The sequence below is a fragment of the Methylomonas sp. MS20 genome, assembly GCF_050275925.1.
Taxonomy (GTDB): Bacteria; Pseudomonadota; Gammaproteobacteria; order Methylococcales; family Methylomonadaceae; genus Methylomonas; species Methylomonas koyamae_A.
This window is the reverse complement of the sequence record NZ_CP189962.1, coordinates 4517176-4543681: the sequence shown is the minus strand read 5'-3', so window position 1 is coordinate 4543681 and position 26506 is coordinate 4517176. Positions and strand designations below refer to the sequence as shown.

The following is a 26506-nucleotide window of genomic DNA, read 5'->3' as shown; positions in this document are numbered from 1 at the left end:
ACGGAGAGGGAAATCATATGCTAATCATGAAACGTAGCTCTACGTAGACATCCGTGCGCCCTGTAGCTGAATTACTGTCTGAACCTGGCCGTGAGTGGCGAAAAGTTGATGGCGCATCGCTGTCACACATCGTCGAACTCAACAGTGCTCTCCCGTTCGAACTACCAGTTGAGTACATAGAGCTCCTCCGCTACTCAAACGGTGGTGAAGGCGAGTTGGCTCTTGAGCCACTCTGGTTTCAGTTGTTTGACGTCGCCTTTGCAATCCAATTGTGGCGAGACGACAACTACCGCAAGGAATACCCAGACTTATTCTTCTTCGGTAGCAACGGTGGGCTAGAATCCATCGCCTTCGATATGGGGCGCCCCAAACCTTGGCCTATTGTTATGGTCGATTGCATAGCAGGACTAGATAGTGCTTGTCGCGTATCGCGCAGCATTGAAGAATTCATAGAAAGGGTTGGACTCCGTGACGATCAAGATGCCTAATCAGCGCGTCAACTTGACCGTCAATACTCGGCTGAGCAAGGTAACTGAATAAGGCATAAAGATGGGTGCTTGGGGCGTTGGAATACTACAAGATGATACGGTTTCGGATGTTGTTGGATTCGTAAAGGATCGCATCAAAGCTGGTGAATCCGTCGCCATCGCGACTGATTCTGCACTTTCACATTTCTCAGAACTTGAAAATGACGAAGATGATGCTCCGTTGTTTTGGCTCGCGCTCGCTCACGTCCAATGGACTTACGGAAGCCTCGAAAATCGCATCCTTCAAAGAGTGCGTAAAGATTTACAGTTGGGAAACGGCCTTGGGCGTTGGGGCGAGGATTCCAAAGCTCTGGCAAAAAGAAAGGAGGCGCTTAACAAGTTCTTCGCCAAGATTGCTGTACCTAAGTCAAAACCTTCAGCACTGCCACGATTGGTTGTCCGGAAGGCTCCTTTCAAGGCAGGGGACTGCTTATCAGTTCTTCTCGACGACGGGCGTTACACGGCGGCGCTTGTGCTAAAAGCAGATAATACCAACCCTGAGTATGGCAAAAATCTTATTGCAAGCCTCGACTACTTAGAAACAGAGCCGCCATCTCTGGCGTTTTTTGAACTGAGAAGGTGGCTGATTAAGACACATGGAAATTGGAATAACGAACAGGACATTAGTTGGTATCAGACTGTCCGCTTCAAGGAAGCAAATAAACGCATTAGCATTGTTGGCTCTATCGATGTGCGCCCAAGTGATCCACATGACTCCCGTTTTTATTCAGGGTGGATCAGCCTTGGTTCGCAAATTACTCTATGTCGTGAGTATGCGGCAAAATTCTCCTAAGGCATAAACATATGCATGTTTCGATCACTGCCAATGTTTGTGATCAGCAAACAATGACGATATGTGACAGCATTCGGGGGCCGTTTAATGAGATCAGTAAATATCTTTCCCAAGAATATGGTGGTGATATTGAGCATCTTTGGATCGACTTTGAGCTAAATGCCAGCCATGCAGATCGTCGACCACCGTATCCTTTCAGGTATCAAAAGAGGGTTTCTGGACGTTCAAAACTCACGGGTATTGACTTGCCCGACAGCTTCAACGTTGGGCACTACAGCGTCAGACCTGATTTTGTTGTTTTACTTGAAGTACCAGACGTAGTTTCCTACGCATTACAACTTATCTTTGATTCCACATCTGTATTGATTGGAAAGCAAAAGAAACTTGGCGGATTTGATGCGCAAAAATTTAGATCAGATTTTTTTGAAGGATGTAAGGGGATTGGCTATAGCCTCAAATTGGTTCCACTACATCTAACCCCTGATGTGGATTAAATGGCGGCTTTAAAGCATACATTTGCCATTGCCATGCATGTGCTGATTGTCTAGTTATGGCCGATCACAGACATTCAAAATCTGGCGGGGTTTGAATTGTAACCCGTGGCGGCTTTGCGATCGGAACGACGGGCGGTTTTAATCGGAATGCGTTGTTACTGTTCGAGAGAACGGCGCAAATCCTTGATGAGACGGTAGAGGTGCAATGAATCTGTCGGTGATGGGGCAAAACCAAACCGCTCGTAGAACCGTTTTGCGGGGGCGTCCTTGGCGTGAACCGCAAAAGCACGAATACCGCCAATGTCGGCAGCCTGCAACGTGCGTAGCATCGCGTCTTTTAACAGGCCTGAACCAATCTTGCGGCCTTGCCAGGCGGTGCTCACGGCCAGCCGCGCTAACAACATGACCGGCACAGGGTGACGGGCTAAGCCTTTGGTCAAGCGCTCCGGCGCATCGTTAAAAGCGACTTCGCCCACAACCAGGCTGTAGAAGCCAATGACGTCCTGGTCATGTAGACCGACATATGTTTGCGAAGCGTTGGCTTGCTGGTTGCCGAGGGCATGGCGAATCAGAAAGCGGTCAAGCTCCTCGTGCCCACAGGTAAAGCGATCAACGGGATGATCGCGCCGTAGCTTCTCAATCCGAAACCCCGTCATTCGGTCGTCGGCAGATCAAAGGGGCTCGGCTCGCGAAACAAGCGTTGAATCTGGGGTACAAGTTGTGGCGGCGCATCGAGCGCGGACATAAATTTTTCCCATTGCTCGGCATTGAGTTCAAAGCGTTGTCGCTCGGTAAGCGTTTCGGCGGCGCGTGCCAAGGCACTCGCCAATACAAACTGACTGACCGAGCAATGGGCTGCCTGGGCTGCCGCGCTCAAGGTCTGCTTGGCTTCGGGCGATAATCGCAGGTCAAGTTTGGTGGTGCGAGTCGATTGAATAGCCATAATGCCTCCTATACACAGAGGAGAGCAGTATAGCCGCCAGACGTTGTCGTGACAATTATATCCAAAGTGGATTCACGAGGTCTGAAAACGCCGGATGTTCGTCGGTGACGAACGGCCCTTCTTATCGCTGATAAACCGCATTATCCAACCTTCGCTGAAACCAGGCCATGCCATTATTTTGCCATCCAACTCTGCTTTAAATAAAGCAGCGCGAACACCACTGCCGATTCGACGTCCGCCTCTGAAATTGCGATCGCGAAAATTGAATTTCGCCGAAAGGCAAAATTGCGCTTTGCGTTAAGCGGTTACAAGCGTTGCCGGTTTTCGGCAAATACCACGACGTCCGGCGATGGCCGGCGCGCCTCGGCGTCCAGCAATGCGGCGATGGCGGAGACGATGCCGTTCAGGTCGTCGGCCTTGAACACGCCGCTGATGCGTTGGCTTGCCAGTCCGGGCGAGGCCAGTTGGATGCGGACCGGATGGTAGCGCTCGATTTCAGCGGTGACCTGGGCCAAGCTTTGGTCGCGCCAGATGATTTCGCCGCGCCGCCAGGCTTGGCGGGCTTCGATGTCGATGGCGATCGGCGCGGATTGACGGCCGGACGCGTTGTAGGCCAGTTGCTCGCCGCCGCGCAGCGAGGTGGTGGCGAGAGCTTGGGCATCCGCGCCGGAGCGGACTTCCACTTCGCCTTCGAACACGCTGACCGTGGTGGATGCCGGACCGCGATAGACCGCGAATTGGGTGCCGATGTCGCGGGTTTCGCCGCCGGCGGCCTTGACCACGAAAGGTCGCCAGGGTTGGTGGGCGACTTGCGCGAACAGTTCGCCGCGTTCGAGTGCCAACTCGCGCCGGTCTTTGTCGTATCGAACCGTGACGTCGGTCGCGGTGTTCAATTCCAGCAAACTGCCGTCGGCCAAGGTCACGCCGAGCCGTTCGCCGATGTCGGTATGGTAGTGTTGATAGTGTTCGCCGAAATACGGGTTCCGCCACAGCAGGCCAACCGCCAACAGCAGCGCGGCGGCGATACCGACAGGATAAAAACGCTTGGCGATCGCGCGGCGAGTTGGTTTACCGCTTAACGGACCGGCATAGACCGACTGCAACGGACTCATCGCTTGCCACAGCGACTCCAACGTTTGATATTCGTGGCGGTGGCGCGGGTCGGCGGCCAGCCAGCGCTCGAATTCGAGCCGGTCCGCCGCGCCGCAGTCCGGCGAACGCAGCCGGGCAAACCAAGCGCTGGCGGCTTCGGCCGGCGATGGCGTGTTGGGATGGTCAGACATCGCCGGTCGCCGTCGAGCCGTCGCGTGTCGCTAAAAGGGGGTGGCGATTCATGTCACGGCTCCAGCAAGCCGGCATCGTGCAGGTGCTGCCGGCAAGTCAGCAGGCCGGCGCTGACGTGCTTTTCCACCATCGCCACCGAAATACCGAGGGTGTCGGCGATTTGCGGGTAGGTGAGATTGTGAAAGCGATGCAGAACGAAGGCTTCACGCCGGCGCGGCGGCATCGAGTCGATCGCGGCGCGGATCACGGCTTGAGTTTGCGACAGGCTTAATTGTTGTTCGGGATTGTGGTCCCGGCTGGTTTGCTCTTCGAGCGCCGCGTCGCCATCGTGTTTGGCGTCGTGCCAAGCCCGGCGGTTCAGCACGTTGACGGCTAATTGGCCGGCGATATGAAACAGCAGGGCCTTGGGGCTTTGAATGTCTTGAGCGGGGATGATCTTCAGCAGGCGCCGATAGGCTTCCTGGGCCACATCGGCGGCGTCCTGCGGACAATCCAGGCGTCGCCGCAACATGGCCTGCAAATCCTTCTGGTGGGTTTCGATTAGGCACTGAACCCTGTGCCTTGCCAAGTCGTTCATGCGTTGGGGTGATTGCGTCGAGTGAATGCGTGAATTCTCGCGCATGGTACACCGCAAATTATCGTCGCGCCATGGTCCGGCGAATGACGCGCATCCGTAATGCCCGGTTAGCCGCCCGTGGCCCAATGAGTTCAATATTCGATTTTGATGGACCCCATAAAAGTTCGAGGTGTGCCGAACGCGACGTAACTGGTGTCGTAACCCACGCTGGATGGTATCCGATAAGGTTGAATGTAGGTGTAGTAATATTTGTCCAGGAGATTGTTGACGTTGAATTGCACGCAGATTTTGGATTTGCCGATGTTGCGGCTGTAGGCGGCCATCAAATCCACGGTTTCGTAGCCAGGCACTTCCATATTGGCACCCGATGGGTCGTTAGTCGCCTGATTGTCGCGCAAGGTGATGCCGCCACCGACTTTCAATCCTTGCCATTCACCGTTTTTGAATTCGTAGGTATTCCAAAAGCTGGCGGTATTTCTTGGCACGCCGTAATAACGATCACCCTGGGCGGGGTAGGCATTGAAGGTTTTGGTGGTCACCACATCGGTATTGGCATAAGTCGCTATCACGTTCCAGCCCGGCAGGATTTCGCCTTGAATATCCAACTCGGGGCCGCGGCTGCGCACCGCGCCAGCCACCACGGAGAAACCTTGATTGGGCCGCAGATTGTCATCGGTAGCCACATTGGTTTTGGTTAGGTCATAGTAAGCCAGGGTGGCGCGTAAGCGGCCCCTAAAAAACTCGGTTTTCGCCCCCACTTCCCATTGCTCCGCACTCGAAGGTGGTACTGGCTGGTTGGGATAGACCTTGCCGATATTGGCACCAAAACTTTCGGTGTAATTGCTGTAAATGCTTAGCCAGTCTCGCGCTTGCCACAACAAACCGACGCGCGGGGTCAACGCATCGGCTTGCAACGTAGGATCATCGACGGGCGATGAACCAAAGCTCTGAGTGACACCTTGCTGGTGGATATATTGATAGCGAAATCCGCCGGTGAAGTGCAGATTGTATGGCAATTGCATCTGATCTTGCAGATACAGGCCGTATTGATCGGTGTTTTGCCGGTAGGTAACATGAGCTGTCGGGCCAAACGAAAGACCACAGCGGTTGCCGCAATGCTGGGGATTGAAGATGTCAATCAGCGAAAAATTTCCCGATTGATTTTGGTCAACGTGACGGTCAGTCCGGTAGTAATCGCCACCGATCAGCAAGGTATGTTTTACGCCCGCCGTTGAAAAATGCCCGGTCAAATCCAACGCCGTAGAATAGCTATTGTTCTCGTAAATCGGCGCCAGCAGAAAGCGCGGGATACTGATTTGGTCATCCGCCAGTGCAGGCGTAAAGGGAAATACGCCCGGTTGATTGTCTTTTTGCTGACTAACGGCAATTTGTTGCTTGATCGACCAATCGTCGTTGAATTTATGCGACCAGTTTAAGCCACCGAAATAATGCTGGTATTTACCGGTGGAGAGTTCGCCGTAATTCCGGCTACGCGGAATTCGCAGCAATTGGCCGTTATAGACCGGGTTCATTTGATAATCGACGCCCAAGTCGTCGTGGCTGTATTCCAGTTCCAGACTGATTTGGGTCCTGGGGCTGATCTCCCATTTAAACACCGGCGCAATATAGGCTTTTTGGTTCTTGACGAAGTCACGAAAGGACCCGCTATCCTCGTAGGACATATTCAAGCGATACAATAGGCCGTGATCTTTGCTAATCGGCCCCGTCGCATCAATCGTGCTGCGGAACAAATCATAAGAACCAAACTGCTGTTGTATAGCGTAATAAGGGGTTGCCAAGGGTTGTTTGGTAACCACGTTCACCATGCCTCCGGGCTCGACTAAACCATACAATATCGCCGCCGAGCCTTTCAAAATCTCGACGTTTTCCACATTCGCCATTTCACGAAGTCCGGAGCCCTGTTGCAGACGAAAGCCATTGCGGAAATAGGTGTTCGAACTAAATCCGCGTAAAGTGATGGTCTCCGCAGTCGTATTATCAGTGGGTGTCGCACTGGCAGTCACGCCGCTCACATTTTTAATAGCCTGGGCTAGCGTGGTCACCTGCTGATCCTTCAACACCTGCTTGGATACCACTTGCACGTTCAGCGGGGTTTCCATGATCGGCGTGTCTAGCTTGGTGCCGGCAGTGGCGTTCGGCAGTGCGTAGTCTTGGTTGTAAGGAGCCGTGGCGTCGTAGTCGGCCTTGCCCACCACATTCAAGGCCGGCAAGGTCGTCGTGGATTGGGCTTCGGTCGTAGACGCGGCCACCGTGACGGTGCCGGTTTTGGAAACGCTGGCGTTCAATCCCGAGCCTTGTAACAAAAGTTGAGCCGCGTCGCCGATCGTGAAGTTACCCTTGATGGCGTGACTGTACTTGCCCGCCATTGCTGGTTCCGAATAGAGCATTTGCGCGCCGCTTTGCGCGGCGAATTGCTCCAACCCGGCCGCCAGCGGCTGAGCGGCGATGTCGAAGAGCTGTTTGCCCGGTTCGGCGCGCGCCGGGGCGATTGCCAATAACATTGCCAGTCCAGCCCATTTTGTAATTTCAGCCATGATGATCTCTCGATGAATTAGGTTCATTGACTAGACGCATCAGCGCGGAAAAATCATCAAGCGTGGGGGAATCGCAAACGGCGGACTAGCTTTTTCTCTGAATCAGAATTTGTCGCGGCGAAATGCGTTGGACCTGGACCGGCAGTACCGTACCGAGCGCATCCAATAGCCCGGCCAAATTGTCGGTGTTAAAAACGCCGCTGACTGTTAACTCGGCGAGTTCCGGGGACAGGATATTGAACTGTACATCGTGGTAGCGGCTGATTTCATGCAAAACCTGATCTAGCCGACGATTGCGGAATTTAAACTGTCCGCTTCGCCAGTCGATGGAAGCCCCATGAGCCGTGCCGGACTTCTCAAGCAGCGTACCGTCCGGGGTGAGCTCAACCGCCTGATCGGCCGCTAGCGTCAGGGGCTCTTGTCCCAATATCTCGACGCGTCCTTCCAACACCGCGATTTGCACGCGATCGCTCTGATTGTAAACGTCAAATTCCGTGCCTACATCCAGCACATGTAAATTGCCGACACGCACGTCGAAAGGTCGGTCGGCGGCGTGTGCCACTTTAAAAAATGCCTCGCCACGCGTCAGATACACTTGGCGGCGCCAACGATTGAAATGCACGGACAGTTCGCTGTCGGTGTTCAATTCGATCCGACTGTCATCCGCAAGCACGATTGTTTTTCTTTCGCCCTTGGCGGTGTGGTAGCTGGCGGTAAAGCCTAGCCAACCCGATGGGTGGAAGGTTGCGACTCCGCAAGCAAACAGCGCCATCGCCGCGGTTGACAGGCGCCAGCAATGCCGGCGTGATGGGGGGCGAAAGCGCAACGCGGCGTCTTTGGACGGAAACGGTAAGTGCCGCAGATGTCTTAACGATTGCCATTGGCTTTGGACCACTGTGAAAGCTCTTTGGTGTTCGGGACTCTCGGCCAGCCAGTCGGCCAGTGCTTGACGCTCGTCCGCCCCGTGGGCGTCGGAATGCAGCCGAAATAGCCAATCGATGGCTTGCCGCCTTACGTTTTCCGGGATGGGGTCAACAGCCATCGGTGTCGCTCATGCGTAAGCTCACATGCAACATGGCCGCTTTGGCGTAACGTTCGGCGCAACTTGGCGACAAGCCTAGGCGGGCGGCCGTCTCGGCGTAGGAACAGCCTTCGATACTGTGCAGCACGAAGGCGTGGCGCTGCAGTTCCGGTAATTCCTGTAACCAGAGTTCCAATCGTTCCAGCAATTGGGTTGTTTCCCAGTGGCGGTGAGGGGCGAGCATAGTGTCGTTCACGCCATCGGGGTCGGTGTCCGCTTCGGTCAGATCGCTGCGCAATTGGCGGCGGCGATAGTAATCCACCGAGATGTTCGCGGCCGTCCGGTACAAAAAGCCGCGCGGGTTTTGCACCTGTTCCCAGGCCGGATATTTTGCCAAGCGGGCGAATGTCTCTTGGACGATATCATCGACGTCTTGCTCGTCACCGATCCGCCGTCGGATAAAACCGCCGATTTCACGGGCATATAACGTGAATAGTTGTTGAACGAAGCCGCGATTCGGTTTAGGCATGGCAAAGTATCCTGTTTTGCAAAAGTGTTCGGCTAATTCCCGCACCGATTATTGCCGCTTTCCATGAAGTGAAGGTGACTTCTGGATTCGGGGCGCCAAGCTGTTTGCGGTTGTCGGCCGTAAACTTCGGGCCGTCTCGGACCTCGGACTAGTCCGGCTTTGTTGGTCATTTTGCGTCAGTGCATCAAGGAACACGGAATGCTCCACAATAGCGTGGCGGTGGCCGGTTCGGCGAACGTGATCTCCAAACGTATTAGCGAGGCTTTTTTGACGATTACGCTTGCGGGTGAGGTGCTTAGCAATTGGCCTACAACGTCGGAGTAATTCGGCTCATGTCCGACCAGCCACACGTCGTCGGTATCTTCGGCGAGAATGGTCAGCTCTCGAAGCAAGGTGTGAGTGTCGTTGTCGCCTGCTAGCCATGGCGCTGTATGCGGCATAGGACAGCCGGTCAGATTCGCCTGCAGCAGTTTGGCGGTTTGTTGGGCCCTCGCCAGCGGGCTGGCGTAAAGTCTGCCGGGCAATAGGCGGTTGCGGAGACAGAATCTAGCCAGGCGTTTGGCTTGTTTCTCGCCCTTTTCGGTCAGATGGCGGTCGGCGTCGGCGATGCCGATACGTTGCGGCTCGGCGTCGGCGTGTCTAAGCAAGGTGATGATCATAGTGCTCTAGTTATCCGGAGGTTAGGGGCGCAACGGCTAGCGGTGCGATATTGGGTAATCTTGACTAAATTACTGGGTATAGCCATAATCCGTTACCTATTTTGTAGTCACTGAAGAGTCTAAATTATGGCTGATGCGATTGTGTTTACCGATAATGCCGCGCGGAAGGTTGCCGGCCTAATCCAGGAAGAGGGTAACGATAACCTCAAGTTGCGGGTTTATATCTCCGGTGGCGGTTGTTCGGGGTTTCAATACGGCTTCACGTTTGACGAGGACATCAACGAAGACGATACTCAAATCGAGAAGGACGGCGTCACTGTGTTGATCGACTCGATGAGCATTCAGTACTTGCAAGGTGCCGAGATCGATTACAAGGAAGATTTATCCGGCGCGCAATTCGTCATTCGGAACCCCAACGCTACGACCACTTGCGGTTGCGGATCGTCGTTTTCCGCTTAACGTTTATTGCCCGGATAAATTCCGCCCAGCGTTACCGGCGTTTTCGCGCCGGTAACGCTGGTTAAATTCCCTGCTTGGTTTTGTAAGGTTCGTTTCGCCAGCCAAGCGAAAGCCATCGCTTCGACACAATTCGGGTCGATGCCGAATCTCGCGGTCGATTCGACCGGAATCTTCAACGATTTTTCCAACAAGACTAGCAAGTGGTGGTTGTGCGCTCCGCCGCCGCAGACCAGCACTTGTCCGGTTTCGGCTGCCCATGAGGCGATCGCGGCGGCAATCGAGTCGGCGGTGAATTGACAGAGCGTGGCTTGCACGTCTTGTGGCGGTAAGTCGCCGAATGGTTGGAGTTTTTCGGTCAGCCAAGCGCTAGAGAAGTATTCCTTCCCTGTACTTTTCGGGGGCGGCAAGCGGAAATATCGATCATCTAGCAAGGTGGCGAGTAAACCGACGTGAACCTTGCCTGCCGCGGCCCACGCGCCACCGGCGTCGTAGGCTTGTTGGCGGTGTCGCTGACACCACCAGTCCATCAGGCCGTTGCCGGGGCCGGTGTCGAAACCGATTACCGGCTGATCGTTTAAAACTGTGATGTTGGCGATGCCGCCGATATTAACGATTACTCGCGTTTGCGTCGAGTCGCCAAACACCGCGCTATGAAATGCCGGTACTAACGGTGCGCCCTGACCGCCGGCGGCGATGTCGCGGCGGCGTAAATCGGCTACGGTTGTGATGCCGGTGCATTCCGCGATCACATTGGGATCACCGATTTGCAGTGTAAATGGGAAAGGCGGTTCCGGCGCATGGTAAATCGTCTGGCCGTGGCTGCCGATTGCGTTGACGCTACTGGCGTCTATGTTGGCTTTCGCCAGCAAGGCGGTTGCCGCGTCCCCAAATAATATGCCGAGTCTGCAGTCCAGTTCGCCGTATTCTTTTAAGTATACCGGCTGATTGGGCTGGCTAATCCGGTAAATGGCGTTGCGGAGTTCTTCGCCGAAGGGGTGATAGTGAAACGCGATCAGACGGATGGCGCCGTCGCTGAAATCGACCAGCGCGGCGTCGATGCCGTCGACGCTGGTTCCGGAGATCAAGCCGATATATAGATCGGGCATGGGCTTAATTTTGGGCGAACTGAGCTTCGCCTTTCGCTTGTTTGAGTTGGGCAAGCAAGGGTTGGGTTTGCGCCTTGAATTTGGCGAGTACCGTAGCGTCCATGGGAAGGGAATGAGGTAGTTTGACGGTTAGAGGATTGACGTGTTCACCGTTGATCCTGAATTCGTAGTGCAAATGTGGGCCGGTCGCTAAACCGGTACTGCCGACATAGCCGATAACTTCGCCCTGTTTCACGGAACCGCCGGTTTTTAAACCGGACTTAAAGCCGGACAGATGGGCGTATAGCGTTGAATATTTTTGGCCGTGTTCGATTTCCACCACATTGCCGTAGCCGTTCTTGCCGCCTTTGAAAATGATTTTGCCGTCCCCGGTGCTTTTGATCGGCGTGCCGGTCGCCGCCGAATAATCGACGCCCTTGTGGGCGCGTATCGTGTTCAGGATGGGATGTTTGCGGTGCAAATCGAAGTGCGAGCTGATTTTGGCGAAATCCATCGGCGTTTGCAGGAAGGCTTTACGCAGACTGTTGCCTTCGGGGGTGTAGTAACCGGTGTTGCCTTGGTTGTCCTCGAAGCGTACCGCCGTATAGACCTTGCCCTGGTTGACGAATTCGACCGAGAGAATGTCGCCGCTGTCGAATTCCTTGCCGTCGACGAAGAGTTTTTCGTAAACCACGGTAAATTGATCGCCCTCCCGTAAGTTCAGCGCGAAATCGATATCCCAGGCGAAAATGTCGGCCAGTTTTAAAATCAGTTTCTCAGGCAGCCCGGCGCGGGTGCCGTCTTCAAATAATGATGCGTGGATAGTCGCCTTGGCGCTGGCGAGTTGGTAATCGACTTTTTTGCTGAGCAGTTCGACATCGAACTCGTCGTCGTGTCGAGTCGCAATCAGCGTTTCGAAGGGGGTTTTTGCATAGGTGAGTCGTTCCAGTTCGCCATCGGCGTTTAGGGTGGCCACCACGTCGTTACCGGGGGCAACATCGGCGAATTGTTTGCCTGTGGCGTTGGCATGGACGATTTTATGCAGGTCTTCGCGGCTTAAGTTCAAGTCGGAGAAAATAGACGACAAGCTTTCGCCGGATCGAACGGTATGTTCAAGTTCTTCCGTGACGTCCAAAGGTTGCTCGGGAGCCGGCTCGACGTAATTCGTATACTGATTGATTTTTGCGGAGATCAGGGCTTCTTGTTCAAGCGTCCTTTTATCTTCGAAGGTTCTATGCGGTATTAGTCCGTAACTTGCGCCGGCGGCAACAACGGTGTAGACGCCGAGTAGCGCCGACTTGAGTATTCTGTTCTGCACAGTAATCACTTTTCATTGTTTGTCGAGCGTCTCATTGTAGGCAATTTCGTCGTTAACTGCCATAAACGGGCATTTTTTATCCTCACGTACAATTGCATCATATAATGCGCCCCCAAACTTTAAGGTTACCGGGAGGGGAAATTGTTGCAGGAAACTTTGGCTCAACTGCGTTACGGCGCTGACGAAATTTTGCTGGAAGCGGATTTGCTGAAAAAATTGGAAGAGGGTCGGCCGTTGACGATCAAGGCTGGATTCGACCCCACCGCACCGGATTTACATCTTGGTCACACCGTACTGATCAACAAGCTCAAACAGTTCCAGGATATCGGGCATAAGGTGCAATTCTTGATCGGCGACTTTACCGCGATGATCGGCGATCCTACCGGCAAGAACGTTACGCGGAAGCCGTTAAGTCGGGAAGAAGTGGTGGAGAACGCCAAGACTTACCAAGCCCAAGTTTTCAAAATTCTCGATCCCGAAAAAACCGAAATCAAGTTCAACTCTTCCTGGATGGGTGCGATGACCAGCGCCGAGTTGATCCAGTTGGCGGCCAAGCATACCGTAGCTCGAATGCTGGAGCGGGACGACTTCAGTAAGCGCTACAAAAGTGGTCAAGCGATTGCTATCCATGAATTTCTCTACCCGTTGATTCAAGGTTACGATTCAGTCGTCATGAAGGCGGATGTCGAGCTGGGAGGAACTGACCAAAAATTTAACCTGTTGGTAGGGCGCCAGTTACAGGAAATATATGGTCAAAAGCCGCAGGTAGTGTTGACAATGCCTATTTTGGAGGGCTTGGACGGCGTTCAGAAAATGTCCAAATCGCTCAATAACTATATCGGTATAGCGGATACGTCGGACGATATGTTTGGTAAGTTGATGTCGATTTCCGACGATTTGATGTGGCGTTATTTCAAGCTATTGAGTTTTCGACCGATGGCGGAAATCGAATCACGACGGCAAGCCTGCGCAGTCGGTGAGAATCCGCGTAATCACAAAGTCGCGCTGGCCCAGGAAATCGTCGAAAGGTTTCATGGGGCGGCGGCGGCGGTCTCCGCATTGGAAGCTTTCGAAGCCCGGTTTCAACGCGGCGCGCTGCCTGATGATATCCAGTCCGTGGGGTTGAAGGTCGATGCGGCTGGGATTCCAGTTGCCAATTTGTTGAAAAACGCCGGGTTGGTCGATAGCACTTCGGAAGCGATGCGTCTGATCAAGCAAGGCGCCGTGAAAATCGATGGAGAAAAAATAGAAGACGTTAAAGCCGTTATCCCGGTCGACACCAACCATGTCTACCAAGTTGGTAAGCGTAAATTTGCTCGCGTCGAAATAACGCTTGACGCGAATTAGAAAACCGCTATAATGAGCGGCTCTTCGTTACTGACTGAGTTGGTAGCGAAGAGCGGCAGGATTTGTCGGGCTTGCGGTAGTGTTGTGGTGGCTGGTTTTTCGGAAGTTGTTGGTTTCTGGCTTCGAAAATAAAGTGTTGACACTTTCTGAAAGTTCTGTAGAATATGTCGGCTCAACAGGGCGAGATGCTCTGGCTCTTTAACAAGATGAATCGAAATAATTTGTGTGGGTATGTGTGGCGATACGTTTCTGTTAGAAATTATCGGCGCAGAGAATCCACGTCAATTCGCAAGAAACGACGTTCTGTAGTCGAGCCAAGATTGGATACTAATCTTATTTAGTATCAAGCATTATTAAACTGAAGAGTTTGATCATGGCTCAGATTGAACGCTGGCGGTATGCTTAACACATGCAAGTCGAACGCTGAAGGGTGCTTGCACCCGGATGAGTGGCGGACGGGTGAGTAATGCATAGGAATCTGCCTATTAGTGGGGGATAACGTGGGGAAACTCACGCTAATACCGCATACGATCTACGGATGAAAGCCGGGGACCTTCGGGCCTGGCGCTAATAGATGAGCCTATGTCGGATTAGCTAGTTGGTGGGGTAAAGGCCTACCAAGGCGACGATCCGTAGCTGGTCTGAGAGGATGATCAGCCACACTGGGACTGAGACACGGCCCAGACTCCTACGGGAGGCAGCAGTGGGGAATATTGGACAATGGGCGAAAGCCTGATCCAGCAATACCGCGTGTGTGAAGAAGGCCTGAGGGTTGTAAAGCACTTTCAATAGGAAGGAATACCTATCGGTTAATACCCGATAGACTGACATTACCTATACAAGAAGCACCGGCTAACTCCGTGCCAGCAGCCGCGGTAATACGGAGGGTGCAAGCGTTAATCGGAATTACTGGGCGTAAAGCGTGCGTAGGCGGTTTTTTAAGTCAGATGTGAAAGCCCTGGGCTTAACCTGGGAACTGCATTTGATACTGGAAGACTAGAGTTGAGTAGAGGAGAGTGGAATTTCAGGTGTAGCGGTGAAATGCGTAGAGATCTGAAGGAACACCAGTGGCGAAGGCGGCTCTCTGGACTCAAACTGACGCTGAGGTACGAAAGCGTGGGTAGCAAACAGGATTAGATACCCTGGTAGTCCACGCCGTAAACGATGTCAACTAACTGTTGGGTTCTTAAAGAACTTAGTAGTGGAGCTAACGTATTAAGTTGACCGCCTGGGGAGTACGGCCGCAAGGCTAAAACTCAAATGAATTGACGGGGGCCCGCACAAGCGGTGGAGCATGTGGTTTAATTCGATGCAACGCGAAGAACCTTACCTACCCTTGACATCCTCGGAACTTGTCAGAGATGACTTGGTGCCTTCGGGAACCGAGAGACAGGTGCTGCATGGCTGTCGTCAGCTCGTGTTGTGAAATGTTGGGTTAAGTCCCGTAACGAGCGCAACCCTTATCCTTAGTTGCCAGCGAGTCAAGTCGGGAACTCTAGGGAGACTGCCGGTGATAAACCGGAGGAAGGTGGGGACGACGTCAAGTCATCATGGCCCTTATGGGTAGGGCTACACACGTGCTACAATGGTCGGTACAGAGGGCAGCAAACTCGCGAGAGCCAGCAAATCCCAAAAAGCCGATCCTAGTCCGGATTGCAGTCTGCAACTCGACTGCATGAAGTCGGAATCGCTAGTAATCGCGGATCAGAATGCCGCGGTGAATACGTTCCCGGGCCTTGTACACACCGCCCGTCACACCATGGGAGTGGGTTGCAAAAGAAGTAGGTAGTTTAACCTTCGGGAGGGCGCTTACCACTTTGTGATTCATGACTGGGGTGAAGTCGTAACAAGGTAGCCCTAGGGGAACCTGGGGCTGGATCACCTCCTTACAAAGACAGAACACTGTCACACGTACTCACAACAAATTATTTCGATTGAAAGACGCACCTGGGTCTGTAGCTCAGTTGGTTAGAGCGCACCCCTGATAAGGGTGAGGTCGGAGGTTCAAATCCTCCCAGACCCACCAACTAACGAAAAGGCGAAAGTCTGAATCTATTCGGGGCCATAGCTCAGCTGGGAGAGCGCCTGCCTTGCACGCAGGAGGTCGGGAGTTCGATCCTCCCTGGCTCCACCATCACGTGACGTCGATCTTAAGCCAAGATATCAACATCAACGCTATACAGCTTTTCGGTTAATAACCCAAGGCTCGATAGCATTGATATTCGTATCAATACGCTCTTTAACAATATGGAAATCTGTAACCTAAGTCTTGATCGGCTAACGATCAATACTTAAAAACGAGTTGCGGGCGGTAGCCAGCGGCTTTCGAAAGAAAGCGGCCCAAAACCTCCGTAAAACGTTCTCAAGCAACATCAGCGAACATGTCAGCGACTAAAAACCTTAATACAGACGTATTCGGGTTATATGGTCAAGTGAATAAGCGCATACGGTGGATGCCTAGGCAGTAAGAGGCGATGAAAGACGTGGTAGCCTGCGAAAAGCGTCGGGGAGGTGGCAAACAACCTGTGATCCGGCGATGTCTGAATGGGGAAACCCGGCGAGGATAACCTCGTCATCTTTGAGTGAATACATAGCTCACTGAAGCGAACCCGGAGAACTGAAACATCTAAGTACCCGGAGGAAAAGAAATCAACCGAGATTCCCTAAGTAGTGGCGAGCGAACGGGGACTAGCCCTTAAGCTAGGATAAGGTTAGTGGAACGGTCTGGAAAGTCCGGCGATACAGGGTGATAGCCCCGTACACGAAAACCTTTTTTTAGTGAAATCGAGTAGGTCGGCGCACGTGAAACGTTGACTGAATATGGGGGGACCATCCTCCAAGGCTAAATACTCCTTACTGACCGATAGTGAACCAGTACCGTGAGGGAAAGGCGAAAAGAACCGCGGAGAGCGGAGTGAAATAGAACCTGAAACCGTATGCGTACAAGCAGTGGGAGCCCCTTCGTGGGGTGACTGCGTACCTTTTGTATAATGGGTCAGCGACTTACATTTTGTGGCAAGCTTAACCGAATAGGGGAGGCGTAGGGAAACCGAGTCTTAATAGGGCGTTGAGTCGCAAGGTGTAGACCCGAAACCGGGCGATCTATCCATGACCAGGTTGAAGGTGTGGTAACACACACTGGAGGACCGAACCCACTCCCGTTGAAAAGGTAGGGGATGAGTTGTGGATCGGAGTGAAAGGCTAATCAAGCTCGGAGATAGCTGGTTCTCCTCGAAAGCTATTTAGGTAGCGCCTCGTGTATCACTGCTGGGGGTAGAGCACTGTTTCGGCTAGGGGGTCATCCCGACTTACCAACCCGATGCAAACTCCGAATACCAGCAAGTGTCAGCACGGGAGACACACGGCGGGTGATAAGGTCCGTCGTGAAAAGGGAAACAGCCCAGACCGTCAGCTAAGGTCCCCAAATCATAGCTCAGTGGGAAACGATGTGGAAAGGCACAGACAGCCAGGAGGTTGGCTTAGAAGCAGCCATCCTTTAAAGAAAGCGTAATAGCTCACTGGTCGAGTCGGTCTGCGCGGAAGATTTACCGGGGCTAAGCTATGTACCGAAGCTACGGATTCACGCTTTGCGTGAGTGGTAGAGGAGCGTTCCGTACGCCTGCGAAGGTCGATTGAGAAGTCGGCTGGAGGTATCGGAAGTGCGAATGCTGACATAAGTAACGATAAAGGGGGTGAAAAACCCCCTCGCCGTAAACCCAAGGTTTCCTGCGCAACGTTAATCGACGCAGGGTTAGTCGGCACCTAAGGCGAGGCCGAAAGGCGTAGTCGATGGAAAACAGGTTAATATTCCTGTACCAGTTGTAACTGCGATGGGGTGACGGAGAAGGCTATATCAGCGGTCGGTTGGAAGTGGCCGTTTAAGCGTGTAGGCAGGCATCTTAGGCAAATCCGGGATGCTATATGCTGAGGCGTGATGACGAGTGTCTCGAAAGAAACGCGAAGTGATAGATGCCCTGCTTCCAGGAAAAACCTCTAAGCTTCAGGTTACAAGTGGCCGTACCCTAAACCGACACAGGTGGGTGGGATGAAAATTCTAAGGCGCTTGAGAGAACCCAGGTGAAGGAACTAGGCAAAATGATACCGTAACTTCGGGAGAAGGTATGCCGTTGATAAGTGAAGTCCCTCGCGGATGGAGCGTAAGGCGGTTGCAAAAAATCGGTGGCTGCGACTGTTTAGCAAAAACATAGCACTCTGCAAACACGAAAGTGGACGTATAGGGTGTGACGCCTGCCCGGTGCTGGAAGGTTAATTGATGGGGTTAGCGTAAGCGAAGCTCTTGATCGAAGCCCCAGTAAACGGCGGCCGTAACTATAACGGTCCTAAGGTAGCGAAATTCCTTGTCGGGTAAGTTCCGACCTGCACGAATGGCGTAACGATGGCCACACTGTCTCCACCTGGGACTCAGTGAAATTGAAATCGCTGTGAAGATGCAGTGTACCCGCGGCTAGACGGAAAGACCCCGTGCACCTTTACTATAGCTTGACACTGGACTTTGAACCTACTTGTGTAGGATAGGTGGGAGGCTTTGAAGCAGGAACGCCAGTTCTTGTGGAGCCAACCTTGAAATACCACCCTGGTATGTTTGGAGTTCTAACCTCGATCCATTATCTGGATTAGGGACAGTGTCTGGTGGGTAGTTTGACTGGGGCGGTCTCCTCCCAAAGAGTAACGGAGGAGCACGAAGGTACCCTCAGCCTGGTCGGAAATCAGGCAATGAGTGCAAAGGCATAAGGGTGCTTGACTGCGAGACGGACAAGTCGAGCAGGTACGAAAGTAGGTCTTAGTGATCCGGTGGTTCTGTATGGAAGGGCCATCGCTCAACGGATAAAAGGTACGCCGGGGATAACAGGCTGATACCGCCCAAGAGTTCATATCGACGGCGGTGTTTGGCACCTCGATGTCGGCTCATCACATCCTGGGGCTGAAGCAGGTCCCAAGGGTATGGCTGTTCGCCATTTAAAGTGGTACGCGAGCTGGGTTCAGAACGTCGTGAGACAGTTCGGTCCCTATCTGCCGTGGGCGTTTGAGATTTGAGGGAAGCTGCTTCTAGTACGAGAGGACCGAAGTGGACGAACCTCTGGTGTTCCAGTTGTCCTGCCAAGGGCATTGCTGGGTAGCCACGTTCGGACAGGATAACCGCTGAAAGCATCTAAGCGGGAAGCCCCTCCCAAGATGAGATCTCACTGGGACTTTAAGTCCCCTGAAGGGCCGTTGGAGACGACAACGTTGATAGGCACGGTGTGGAAGTCCAGTAATGGGCGTAGCTAACGTGTACTAATTGCCCGTGAGGCTTGACCATATAACACCCAATGCGTTTGGGTTGTCTAAGACAATCGCTGAAAACAACGCAAGAGAACGAACTCGATACAGATTTCCATGAAAAGCAGGTCAAAGGCAAAACCACGTAAGCGCGAATGTCCGCACAAGCTGTGGTTAGATTAAATAATGCCTGAAGGCTAAGCCAAACGGCTTAACCGACCTGTTGCATGACAGTTGGTCAACAACCGACTTAACCAGTTTGCTTGGTGAACATAGCAAGCGTGAACCACCCGATCCCATCCCGAACTCGGAAGTGAAACCGCTTAGCGCCGATGATAGTGTGGCAGGTTGCCATGTGAAAGTAGGTCATCGCCAAGCGCCTATACCAAAAGCCCGCTTATTAATCTAATAGACGGGCTTTTTTTGCGCATAATAAATCGTAATAGCCCTTTTAGCCACGTCTATCACTCCTGATTAAAAGCGCTGAAGATAGCGTCCACTTATAACGGCGAGTTGATGCGCAAAGAGCCCGCGTTGCCGACACCAGGCATTCAGCGCCTCGCCGCTCAAGCCAAGGCTTTCATGCAGTGCCAGCAAGCGCTCTTCGGGACGCCAATCATGGGGACGCTTGGCCGGGTTGGCGTTAGGCGTATCGGTGGTTGTTGTGCTTTTCATCCAGTTTTTTAAGGTATGTATGCTGAGGTTTGATTCGTCGGCAATGGTTTGAATCGTCCGCTTGCCACGACTGTAGACTTTCGCCAAGGCTTGCTCTTTGAACTCAGCAGAATACTGCTTCTTGGAGGGATTCATTTTTTATCTCAAATTTAAAGGGGGCTAAAAATTTGAGGCGACAACTATTCTGACGCAGGGGGATAACAAGGTGGACACCTACGATGGAGAACAAGAGACGATTATCGCGACCGCTAATGGTGGGACATCGGAGTCATGGCCGTTGTCGCTATGATCCGGAAGTAAAACGGGAGCTCGGTGAAGCCTATCTGCAGCCGGGTGTTTCGGCAGCCTTGATGGCACTGGAACACGGCATCAATGCCAATCTGATGCACAAATGGATTAACCGGCACTGTGAAAATGTCAGCCCAGCCCAGCCCAGCCCAGCCCAGCCCAGCCCAGCCCAGCCCAGCCCAGCCCAGCCCAGTAGCCCAGCCATACGATCGGCCTTTGCACCGGTGCTGTCAATGGCGGCACCGAAGTCAGTAGACAACACCGCCCTCACCACCCAAGCCAGCACGGGTTCGGTGAGTAAGCCTTTGGGGATGATGCGCGCCGGTGGCGGCGTGATCCGGATGCTGTTGTCGCAGCACGGACAGGCATATTTGATGCGCTGATATTGAATAATGTGGATTTGCTGCGGCACGATATCGAGTTGCTCACTGATGTTAGCGTCGATTTCCACCAGGCGTGTGCCGTCATGGGCGCAGATGCGCTCGGCTTCCGCTAGTTCATGGCGCGCAATCTCGCGAGGCAGGAGGGGATCGAGCGGTTTGCGGCCGCGTTTCTTGCGACTATGGCCTGCCCTTCGACAGCTTCAGGTGTGGTTTCCTCGGCCACCGGTGCAGCGTTGGGTGCCAGAGCTTCGGCTTCGTTCAGAAACAGATCGCGCTGAGCCAGATTCGCTCTGGCCTCGGACTTGGCCGCATACAGACGATGCAACAGTTTGATCCGATCCCGCCGCCGATTGCTGAACACATAGATCGCCGGTTCAAACGGATTCAAGCCTAATGCCTGCTCGACCAGCAATGCCAAACCATTGATGGCCTTACGGCCATTGACCGGTTCGCGGTGCAAGTAGATCTTTAATCCCGGCTCGAAGGGAACACAGCAAGGCGGCCAGACCGTTCAATACATTCAATAAAGGGGATAGATCGGTCAAGCTAATCTCTTGCAATTCCAGTTTAACGCCATTCGATAAGGCTATATTGAAGCGTAAGCGGTCCTTTAACAGCATCTGTATAAACAGCTCGAAAGGAACGAAGATAGTGTCCACTTATAATCAGGTGGACACCTATGAAGGAGCATAACACGCGATTATCGCGGCCATTAATCGTGGGGCACGGGCGAGACGGCCGTTGCCTTTATGATCCGGAAGCCAAGCGGGAGCTAGTGAAAGTTTGCTTGCATTCGGGCACATCGGTTGCCAAGATCGCTCTGCAATACGGTATCAATGCCAATCTGCTGCGCAAGTGGATGGGGCATTACCGAGAAACAGGACATCCGAATCCGAACAGTCCATTAACGTTGCCGGCTTTTGTGCCCGTTCAGTCGCTGAGCGCAGAGAAACCGGCTGAGTCAGCGCTCAGTGCGGAGTTGCCCAACGGCGTTAAACTCGCGTTACAGCCTGTCGCACTGAGCGACCTGCCGGTGATTTTGAAGGCGTTGGCCGAGCTGCCATGTTTCGTTTCGACGCAGGATTGAAGGTCTACCTGCACCGCGAGCCGGTCGACGGCCGCAAGGCCATCAATGGTTTAGCGCTGCTGGTTGAGCAGGCATTAGGCTTGAATCCGTTCGAGCCGGCCATCTACGTGTTCAGCAACCGCCGGCGGGATCGGATCAAACTGCTGTTGTGGGACCGCACCGGTTTTTGGTTGATGCTCAAGCGGCTGGAAGCCGACCGTTTTCACTGGCCGAAAGAGGCAGCAGTTGTGATGTTGACGGTCGAGCAACTCCACTGGTTGTTAGCCGGTATTGACTTGGCCGCGATGCGGCCGCATCCGGCACGAACCTATACCCAAGTGGGCTGAAACGCGGATGTAAAGCCGGTAAAATAACGGCATGACGCCCACCATCACGCTGTCCACCGAAGACTACCAAGCCTTGCTGGCCGAGCAGCAACGGCTGGCGAGTCAACTGCGGTTGGTGACGGTCGAGCGGGATTTATTGAAAGAACGTGTGGATGCCTTTCTGCATAGGCTGTATGCCGCAAAATCCGAGGCGCGGGCCAATCCGGCCCAGCGCGACCTGTTCCTGAACGAAGCCGAAGTGTTGGCGCCGAACGGTGCTCCAATCGCCGAGGAAGCCACGCCCGAAGCGGTCGAGGTGGCCGGTCACCGCCGTAAGAAACGCGGTCGCAAACCGCTCGATCCGCATCTGCCGCGTGAGATCGTGCGCCATGAATTAGCGGAAGCCGAACGCATCTGTGCGCATGACGGTACTCGTCTGGTGGAAATCGGCGCTGAAATCAGCGAGCAGCTCGACATCGTGCCGCAACAGGTGCGAGTCATTCAACATCACCGCGTCAAATATGCCTGCCCGTGCTGCGATGAAAGCATTCGCGTGACGCCGGCACCGGTTCGCATCATCCCCAAAGGCTTACTCACCGAAACGGCATTAGCCTGGGTCGTCACCGCCAAATACCAGGATAGCCTGCCGCTGTATCGGCAAGCCGCGCTGTTGAGCCGTTTCGGCGGCGATCTGTCGCGCAACACGCTGGCGGCTAGCATGGTGCGGGTTGGCGACGCAGTGCAACCCATCATCAACTTGCTGCGCGACCATCTGCTCGATGCCGATCTGATCCTGGGCGACGAAACCGTGGTTCAAGTGCTCAAAGAATCCGGCCGAGCCGCGCAAAGCAAAAGCTATCTGTGGGCACAAATGACCGGCTCCGGACCGCCGATTCGGCTGTTCAGCTACACGCCGGGGCGCGGCGGAACGCATGCGCAGCCGTTGTATGAAGGCATCAAACCCGGCGCGGTACTGATGAGCGACGGCTATGAGGTGTATAACGCCATTGCAGCCAGCCGGGGTGCGATTCACCTCGGCTGTTGGGCGCATGCGCGGCGTTATTTTGTCGAGGCCGAAGCCGCCATTCCTAAAGCCGCGCGCGGCCCGGAGCAACTGGCGACGCAGTTTATCGCGGCGATGGGTGAACTGTACGCGATTGAAACTCAGACGGAAGACCTGAGCGTCGAACAGCGTGGGCAGCGGCGCCAGGAGCAAAGCCGACCGGTTTTGGTCAAAATCGAAGCCCTGCTGCTACAACATCTGCATGCGGTAATCCCCGGTAGTTTGCTGGGCAAGGCTTTGCATTACTTGTCATCGCAGTGGTCCAAACTGATCCGCTTCGTCGACAACGGCGCTTGGCCCATCGACAACAACCTCTGCGAAAACGCCATACGCCCCTTCGTGGTGGGCCGCCGCAATTGGTTGTTTTGCGATACGGTGGCCGGCGCCCGTGCCAGCGCTAATCTTTACTCGTTGATCGAAACCTGCAAGGCCAATAGCGTCGACCCTTACACCTATCTGGTCGATCTGTTCCGAAAGCTTCCCACCGCAAAAACTGTCGAAGAGTTCGAAGCGCTGTTGCCTTGGAATCTCGACGCCCTAACGGACTAATCGCACGCCAACGGTTAAGTCATTGTCCGTTTCAGTTCTAGTGCGTCCTTCAAAGATCGCTTACATTGAAGCTGCTGCTGGAGCCGCTATTTGAACCGCAATTTTCGCCGCACAGTTTGCTTCCGTCCGGGACGGATTCCACATCAAGCGGCGCAAAGCATCATCAATAGCGGCAAGCCGTACGTGGTGGATATTGATTTATCGAAATTCTTTGATCGAATCTATCGTGACCGGTCGATTGCTCGCATGGGATAACGGATCACCGACAAACGCATACTGCGCCTGATCGGCCTGATGCTGCGAAGTGGCGTCCTGATCGGTGGTGGTACGGAGCGAAGAAGGGGCGATGCAAGGCGGGCCGCTATCCGAATAAACTGCTACCGCTTTGTCCGAAAAGTCAATCGCGTGGTTTAAAGGGCATGCAATGCAAAGTACCCTACAAATTTGACAAAAACCGACTGTCGCTGGAGCGTCCTTGCTCGGAAAATGCCAGAACTGTGACGCGGGCGTATTAAAGTTTGGCTTTTTTTTGCCGCCAGTTAGTTTTGAATCGACTATATTATTTCCATCTAGTTCTTGTGGTCTACTCTGGGCATGCTTTTAGGCCCATGAGTTGAGCGGTTGTGCTGATGTGATCGAAACACAACGTCGACCGGAAAGCGGCACTCTAATTCGTAACGGGTAAAATGAGTTTATAGGCGATAGTCGCAACCGACTTCGCTGCCATAAGAATACGGGCAGGCCACAACTCTCATTCATTTCAGTTAAGTGGAATCGTATGCAACCGAACCATCGAAATCGCAACGTCAGCCGCGTTCCGCTTCGTGCCGGCGCCTTAGCTTCATTAATCAGTTACTTAGCGGTCGGTCACGCGGTCGAGGTGGTTCCCGAGGCCGGCTCGATTTTGCGAAATATCAAACCCGAATCGATTTTGCCGGGCAACTCGCAAGTCCCGTTCGAAATATCGGAACAACCGGCGCCTGCCGGTGAAAGCGACATCCGCATTCAAGTAAAGGGTTGGAAGATCAGCGGCGCCGTGTTGATTAGCGAGGCCGATCTGCAGTCGTTTCTAAAAGACTATATCGGCAAGGACTTGAACTTGCTTGAACTGCGCAAAATCACTCGCGATATCGCGGCGTATTACCAGCAACGTGGTTTTTTCGCCCGCGCGCTATTGCCAGCTCAGCAAATTCGCGACGGTATCGTCGAAATCCTGATCCGCGAAGCCACCCTGGGCAAGGTCGAAGTCGACGACTCGGCTAACACTTACCGAAACGACATTCCCCGACAAACGATGTTGGCGGCTCAGCCGGCGGGAGAAGCCTTGCGGCTGGCCGATATGCAGCGCGGTATTTTGCTGTTGAACGACCTGACCGGCGGCACGGTATCGTCTACCCTGAAAGCCGGCGCGAGAGCGGGTGAATCCGACCTGCTGTTGAAAATCGACCCCAGCAACCTAATCAGCGGCTCCGTGGATTACAGCAATACCGGCGTGCGTTCGGTCGGCATGAACCAATTCGGTGGGTCTCTGAACCTCAATAACCCCTTGCGTTTGGGCGACTTGGCGACGTTGCGCGTTCAGGGCGGCAGCGGCAACGTTTACGGGCGGGTCGCTTATTCGTTGCCGGTGGGTTACTCCGGGCTACGGGTTGGTTTGGCGGCGTCCGCGTTGGACTATACCTTGGGCGAACCCTTTCAGTCGTTGGACGCTCAAGGCTCGGCCTGGACCGGTGGCACTTTCGCGACCTATCCGCTCCTGCGCGGGGTGAGTACGAATCTGTACGTTGCCAGCGGTTTCGACGATCGCCACTACTACAATACCAGCCTTGCTAGCGTGGTCAGCGACAAAGAAGTGCAAAGCGGTTACGTCGGCCTGAGCGGCGACCATCAAGACGATTGGCTCGGCGGTGCGGTGACCTTGTTCGGCGCGACCATGGTGGCCGGCAATCTGGATTTGTCGGGCAGTCCAGTCGATCAAGCCCAAAATCGGGCCACGGCTCGAGCCGGCGGCGCCTATCAAAAATTCTCGCTTAATGCATCCCGCCTGCAAGGTCTGACCGACAAATTACGCTTGTACGCCGGTTTCAGCGGACAGTTGGCTACCAAAAACCTGGATTCCTCCGAAAAATTCAGCCTCGGCGGTCCCTTCGGCATCAGAGCCTATCCGGTCAACGAAGCCCTCGGCGATGAGGGCTATCTGATGAATTTCGAATTGCGCTACGAAGTTTACGAACATGTCGAGTTGGTCGGTTTCATCGACCACGGCGGCATCACGTTGCATAACGATCTTTGGCCGAATGCCACCGAAGGCGTTCCCAATCACTACACGCTCAGCGGCGGCGGTGTCGGTATCAACTGGACGGTCCCCGGCAATTTCGTCATCCGCGGCAGCGTTGCTCAACGCATAGGCGCCAACCCAGCGCGCTCTACGGACGGCAACGACTCGGACGGAACTTACAAAACGCCTCATTTTTGGGTCAGCCTGAGCAAAGCGTTTTAAGCGTCTTCGGGCTCCGTTTTTCCACCAACTCAACCTGCGATACCACCGTGGACAACCAATTGCTATTTTATAAACGCATCGTCAGCCTGAACCCCGCCGCTCACGGTCGGTTGCATATCGTGCCGTCCGACGACGTAGGATATGCGCGAGTTAGTAACTCGGTACCGCTGATTGGTCCGGAATTCGGCGAAGCCGGCAAGGAATACCCGATCGCCTTCGCCAAAGCCGGCGACGGGCACTTTGTCCCGGTCGCGGTGCTGGGCTTGAACGATGGCGAAAACCTGTTCGTCAATGGTGCCGGTCGCTGGGCAGGTCATTACATACCCGCCTTCGTCCGCCGATACCCGTTCGTACCCGCCGAGCAAGCCGAAGACAAGCAATTGATCGTTTGTTTTGACGACACTAGCCCACGTTTTAACGAAACGGCCGGCGAGCCTTTGTTGGTCGACGGCGAACCGTCGGCTTACCTGCAACAAATCATCGCCTTTTTGCGGGAGTTCCACGCCGAATCGCAACGGACTGCGCAATTCGCCGCCACCTTGCACGAATTGGACCTCTTAACCGAGCGTCGCGCCGATGCGGTATCACCGAGCGGCGAGCGTTACTCGTTGTCCGGTCTTTGGATAGTGGATGAGGCGCGCTTCCAAAAAATCAGCCGGGATGCGTTGGACAGCCTGTTCCAAACCGGAGCGCTGGGATTGATCTATCTGCACTTGGCGTCGTTGAGCAATTTTGCCCGCCTGTTGGAACGCAAAGCCGCCGCAAGCACCGAAAAACCGCACTGA

The 26506-nt window shown here is 54.0% G+C and carries 22 protein-coding genes, 2 tRNA genes, 3 rRNA genes and 2 pseudogenes; 17 read left to right on the top strand and 12 right to left on the bottom strand.

Annotated elements, in window-relative coordinates; genetic code table 11:
- Positions 1 to 53 precede the first annotated feature (53 nt).
- From ACQE3D_RS20430 to ACQE3D_RS20420, 3 genes are all read left to right on the top strand, one after another.
- A complete protein-coding gene (locus tag ACQE3D_RS20430; protein WP_313729872.1) occupies positions 54 to 488 on the top strand; it encodes an SMI1/KNR4 family protein in 435 nt (144 codons plus the stop codon).
- Between the two features lie 61 nt (positions 489 to 549).
- Positions 550 to 1320, top strand: a complete 771-nt coding sequence (locus ACQE3D_RS20425; protein ID WP_313729871.1) for a hypothetical protein — start codon at positions 550 to 552, stop codon at positions 1318 to 1320.
- Positions 1321 to 1331: 11 nt separating this feature from the next.
- Positions 1332 to 1814 (top strand): hypothetical protein, encoded by a 483-nt coding sequence (locus ACQE3D_RS20420; protein WP_313729869.1) that lies wholly within the window; start codon positions 1332 to 1334, stop codon positions 1812 to 1814.
- A gap of 155 nt (positions 1815 to 1969) precedes the next feature.
- On the opposite strand, the gene ACQE3D_RS20415 is transcribed toward ACQE3D_RS20420, so the two are convergent.
- From ACQE3D_RS20415 to sixA, 8 genes are all read right to left on the bottom strand, one after another.
- Complete coding sequence (locus ACQE3D_RS20415; protein WP_313730684.1) at positions 1970 to 2470, bottom strand: GNAT family N-acetyltransferase; 501 nt, start codon at positions 2468 to 2470, stop codon at positions 1970 to 1972.
- Complete coding sequence (locus tag ACQE3D_RS20410) at positions 2467 to 2757, bottom strand: DUF1778 domain-containing protein (protein WP_313730685.1); 291 nt, start codon at positions 2755 to 2757, stop codon at positions 2467 to 2469. The genes ACQE3D_RS20415 and ACQE3D_RS20410 overlap by 4 nt, the downstream gene beginning before the upstream one ends.
- A 305-nt stretch (positions 2758 to 3062) precedes the next feature.
- The gene (locus ACQE3D_RS20405) at positions 3063 to 4040 is read right to left on the bottom strand and encodes a FecR family protein (RefSeq protein ID WP_313730686.1); all 978 of its coding nucleotides are present in this window, start codon (positions 4038 to 4040) and stop codon (positions 3063 to 3065) included.
- 53 nt (positions 4041 to 4093) lie between these two features.
- On the bottom strand, positions 4094 to 4663 hold the full coding sequence (locus ACQE3D_RS20400) for an RNA polymerase sigma factor (protein WP_313730687.1): 570 nt from the start codon (positions 4661 to 4663) through the stop codon (positions 4094 to 4096).
- An 86-nt stretch (positions 4664 to 4749) separates the two neighbouring features.
- The gene (locus ACQE3D_RS20395; RefSeq protein WP_313730688.1) at positions 4750 to 7173 is read right to left on the bottom strand and encodes a TonB-dependent siderophore receptor; all 2424 of its coding nucleotides are present in this window, start codon (positions 7171 to 7173) and stop codon (positions 4750 to 4752) included.
- 85 nt (positions 7174 to 7258) lie between these two features.
- Positions 7259 to 8215, bottom strand: a complete 957-nt coding sequence (locus ACQE3D_RS20390) for a FecR family protein (protein ID WP_313730689.1) — start codon at positions 8213 to 8215, stop codon at positions 7259 to 7261.
- Positions 8205 to 8723 carry an RNA polymerase sigma factor gene (locus ACQE3D_RS20385; protein ID WP_313730690.1) on the bottom strand — a complete coding sequence of 173 codons (519 nt, stop codon included), beginning with the start codon at positions 8721 to 8723 and terminating at the stop codon, positions 8205 to 8207. The genes ACQE3D_RS20390 and ACQE3D_RS20385 overlap by 11 nt, the downstream gene beginning before the upstream one ends.
- Before the next feature lie 176 nt (positions 8724 to 8899).
- Entirely contained in the window at positions 8900 to 9382 is a 483-nt protein-coding gene (gene sixA, locus ACQE3D_RS20380) for a phosphohistidine phosphatase SixA (protein WP_064030569.1), read from the bottom strand.
- Between the two features lie 126 nt (positions 9383 to 9508).
- Between sixA and erpA the strand changes: the two genes are divergently transcribed.
- Entirely contained in the window at positions 9509 to 9841 is a 333-nt protein-coding gene (erpA, locus tag ACQE3D_RS20375; protein ID WP_313730691.1) for an iron-sulfur cluster insertion protein ErpA, read from the top strand.
- Here the strand turns inward: erpA and ACQE3D_RS20370 are convergent.
- On the bottom strand, positions 9838 to 10947 hold the full coding sequence (locus ACQE3D_RS20370) for an anhydro-N-acetylmuramic acid kinase (protein ID WP_313730693.1): 1110 nt from the start codon (positions 10945 to 10947) through the stop codon (positions 9838 to 9840). The two genes, erpA and ACQE3D_RS20370, sit on opposite strands and share 4 nt — an antisense overlap.
- A gap of 4 nt (positions 10948 to 10951) precedes the next feature.
- Positions 10952 to 12244 carry a peptidoglycan DD-metalloendopeptidase family protein gene (locus ACQE3D_RS20365; protein ID WP_313730695.1) on the bottom strand — a complete coding sequence of 431 codons (1293 nt, stop codon included), beginning with the start codon at positions 12242 to 12244 and terminating at the stop codon, positions 10952 to 10954.
- 144 nt (positions 12245 to 12388) lie between these two features.
- On the opposite strand from ACQE3D_RS20365, the gene tyrS reads away from it, so the two are divergent.
- The 6 genes from tyrS to rrf all read left to right on the top strand — a co-directional run bounded on the left by tyrS (position 12389) and on the right by rrf (position 19249).
- Positions 12389 to 13591 carry a tyrosine--tRNA ligase gene (tyrS, locus tag ACQE3D_RS20360; protein ID WP_313730697.1) on the top strand — a complete coding sequence of 401 codons (1203 nt, stop codon included), beginning with the start codon at positions 12389 to 12391 and terminating at the stop codon, positions 13589 to 13591.
- Positions 13592 to 13946: 355 nt separating this feature from the next.
- A 16S ribosomal RNA gene (locus ACQE3D_RS20355) occupies positions 13947 to 15480 on the top strand.
- A 60-nt stretch (positions 15481 to 15540) separates the two neighbouring features.
- Positions 15541 to 15617, top strand: a tRNA-Ile gene (locus tag ACQE3D_RS20350).
- Between the two features lie 32 nt (positions 15618 to 15649).
- A tRNA-Ala gene (locus ACQE3D_RS20345) sits at positions 15650 to 15725 on the top strand.
- 292 nt (positions 15726 to 16017) lie between these two features.
- A 23S ribosomal RNA gene (locus tag ACQE3D_RS20340) occupies positions 16018 to 18911 on the top strand.
- Positions 18912 to 19133: 222 nt separating this feature from the next.
- A 5S ribosomal RNA gene (gene rrf / locus ACQE3D_RS20335) occupies positions 19134 to 19249 on the top strand.
- Together the 16S, 23S and 5S rRNA genes with 2 tRNA genes alongside form the textbook arrangement of a ribosomal RNA operon.
- A 96-nt stretch (positions 19250 to 19345) precedes the next feature.
- Here the strand turns inward: rrf and ACQE3D_RS20330 are convergent.
- A complete protein-coding gene (locus ACQE3D_RS20330; protein WP_313730699.1) occupies positions 19346 to 19681 on the bottom strand; it encodes a transposase in 336 nt (111 codons plus the stop codon).
- 83 nt (positions 19682 to 19764) lie between these two features.
- Here ACQE3D_RS20330 and ACQE3D_RS20325 point away from each other — a divergent pair.
- Positions 19765 to 19920: pseudogene (locus ACQE3D_RS20325) on the top strand (hypothetical protein); the annotation flags it as partial.
- A 176-nt stretch (positions 19921 to 20096) separates the two neighbouring features.
- Here the strand turns inward: ACQE3D_RS20325 and ACQE3D_RS20320 are convergent.
- Positions 20097 to 20542 (bottom strand): annotated as a pseudogene (locus ACQE3D_RS20320) (IS66 family transposase zinc-finger binding domain-containing protein); the annotation flags it as partial.
- Between the two features lie 354 nt (positions 20543 to 20896).
- On the opposite strand from ACQE3D_RS20320, the gene ACQE3D_RS20315 reads away from it, so the two are divergent.
- The 6 genes from ACQE3D_RS20315 to ACQE3D_RS20290 all read left to right on the top strand — a co-directional run bounded on the left by ACQE3D_RS20315 (position 20897) and on the right by ACQE3D_RS20290 (position 26506).
- Positions 20897 to 21304, top strand: coding sequence for a transposase (locus ACQE3D_RS20315; protein ID WP_231883784.1), 408 nt, complete (start codon positions 20897 to 20899; stop codon positions 21302 to 21304).
- Positions 21280 to 21630 (top strand): IS66 family insertion sequence element accessory protein TnpB, encoded by a 351-nt coding sequence (gene tnpB, locus ACQE3D_RS20310; protein ID WP_313727828.1) that lies wholly within the window; start codon positions 21280 to 21282, stop codon positions 21628 to 21630. Before ACQE3D_RS20315 ends, tnpB begins: the two co-directional genes overlap by 25 nt.
- Positions 21631 to 21661: 31 nt before the next feature.
- Positions 21662 to 23221 (top strand): IS66 family transposase, encoded by a 1560-nt coding sequence (gene tnpC, locus ACQE3D_RS20305; RefSeq protein ID WP_313728405.1) that lies wholly within the window; start codon positions 21662 to 21664, stop codon positions 23219 to 23221.
- Positions 23222 to 23311: 90 nt separating this feature from the next.
- Entirely contained in the window at positions 23312 to 23476 is a 165-nt protein-coding gene (locus ACQE3D_RS20300) for a hypothetical protein (RefSeq protein WP_231883575.1), read from the top strand.
- A 523-nt stretch (positions 23477 to 23999) separates the two neighbouring features.
- Complete coding sequence (locus ACQE3D_RS20295; RefSeq protein ID WP_313730702.1) at positions 24000 to 25721, top strand: ShlB/FhaC/HecB family hemolysin secretion/activation protein; 1722 nt, start codon at positions 24000 to 24002, stop codon at positions 25719 to 25721.
- 47 nt (positions 25722 to 25768) lie between these two features.
- On the top strand, positions 25769 to 26506 hold the full coding sequence (locus tag ACQE3D_RS20290; RefSeq protein ID WP_175463715.1) for a SapC family protein: 738 nt from the start codon (positions 25769 to 25771) through the stop codon (positions 26504 to 26506).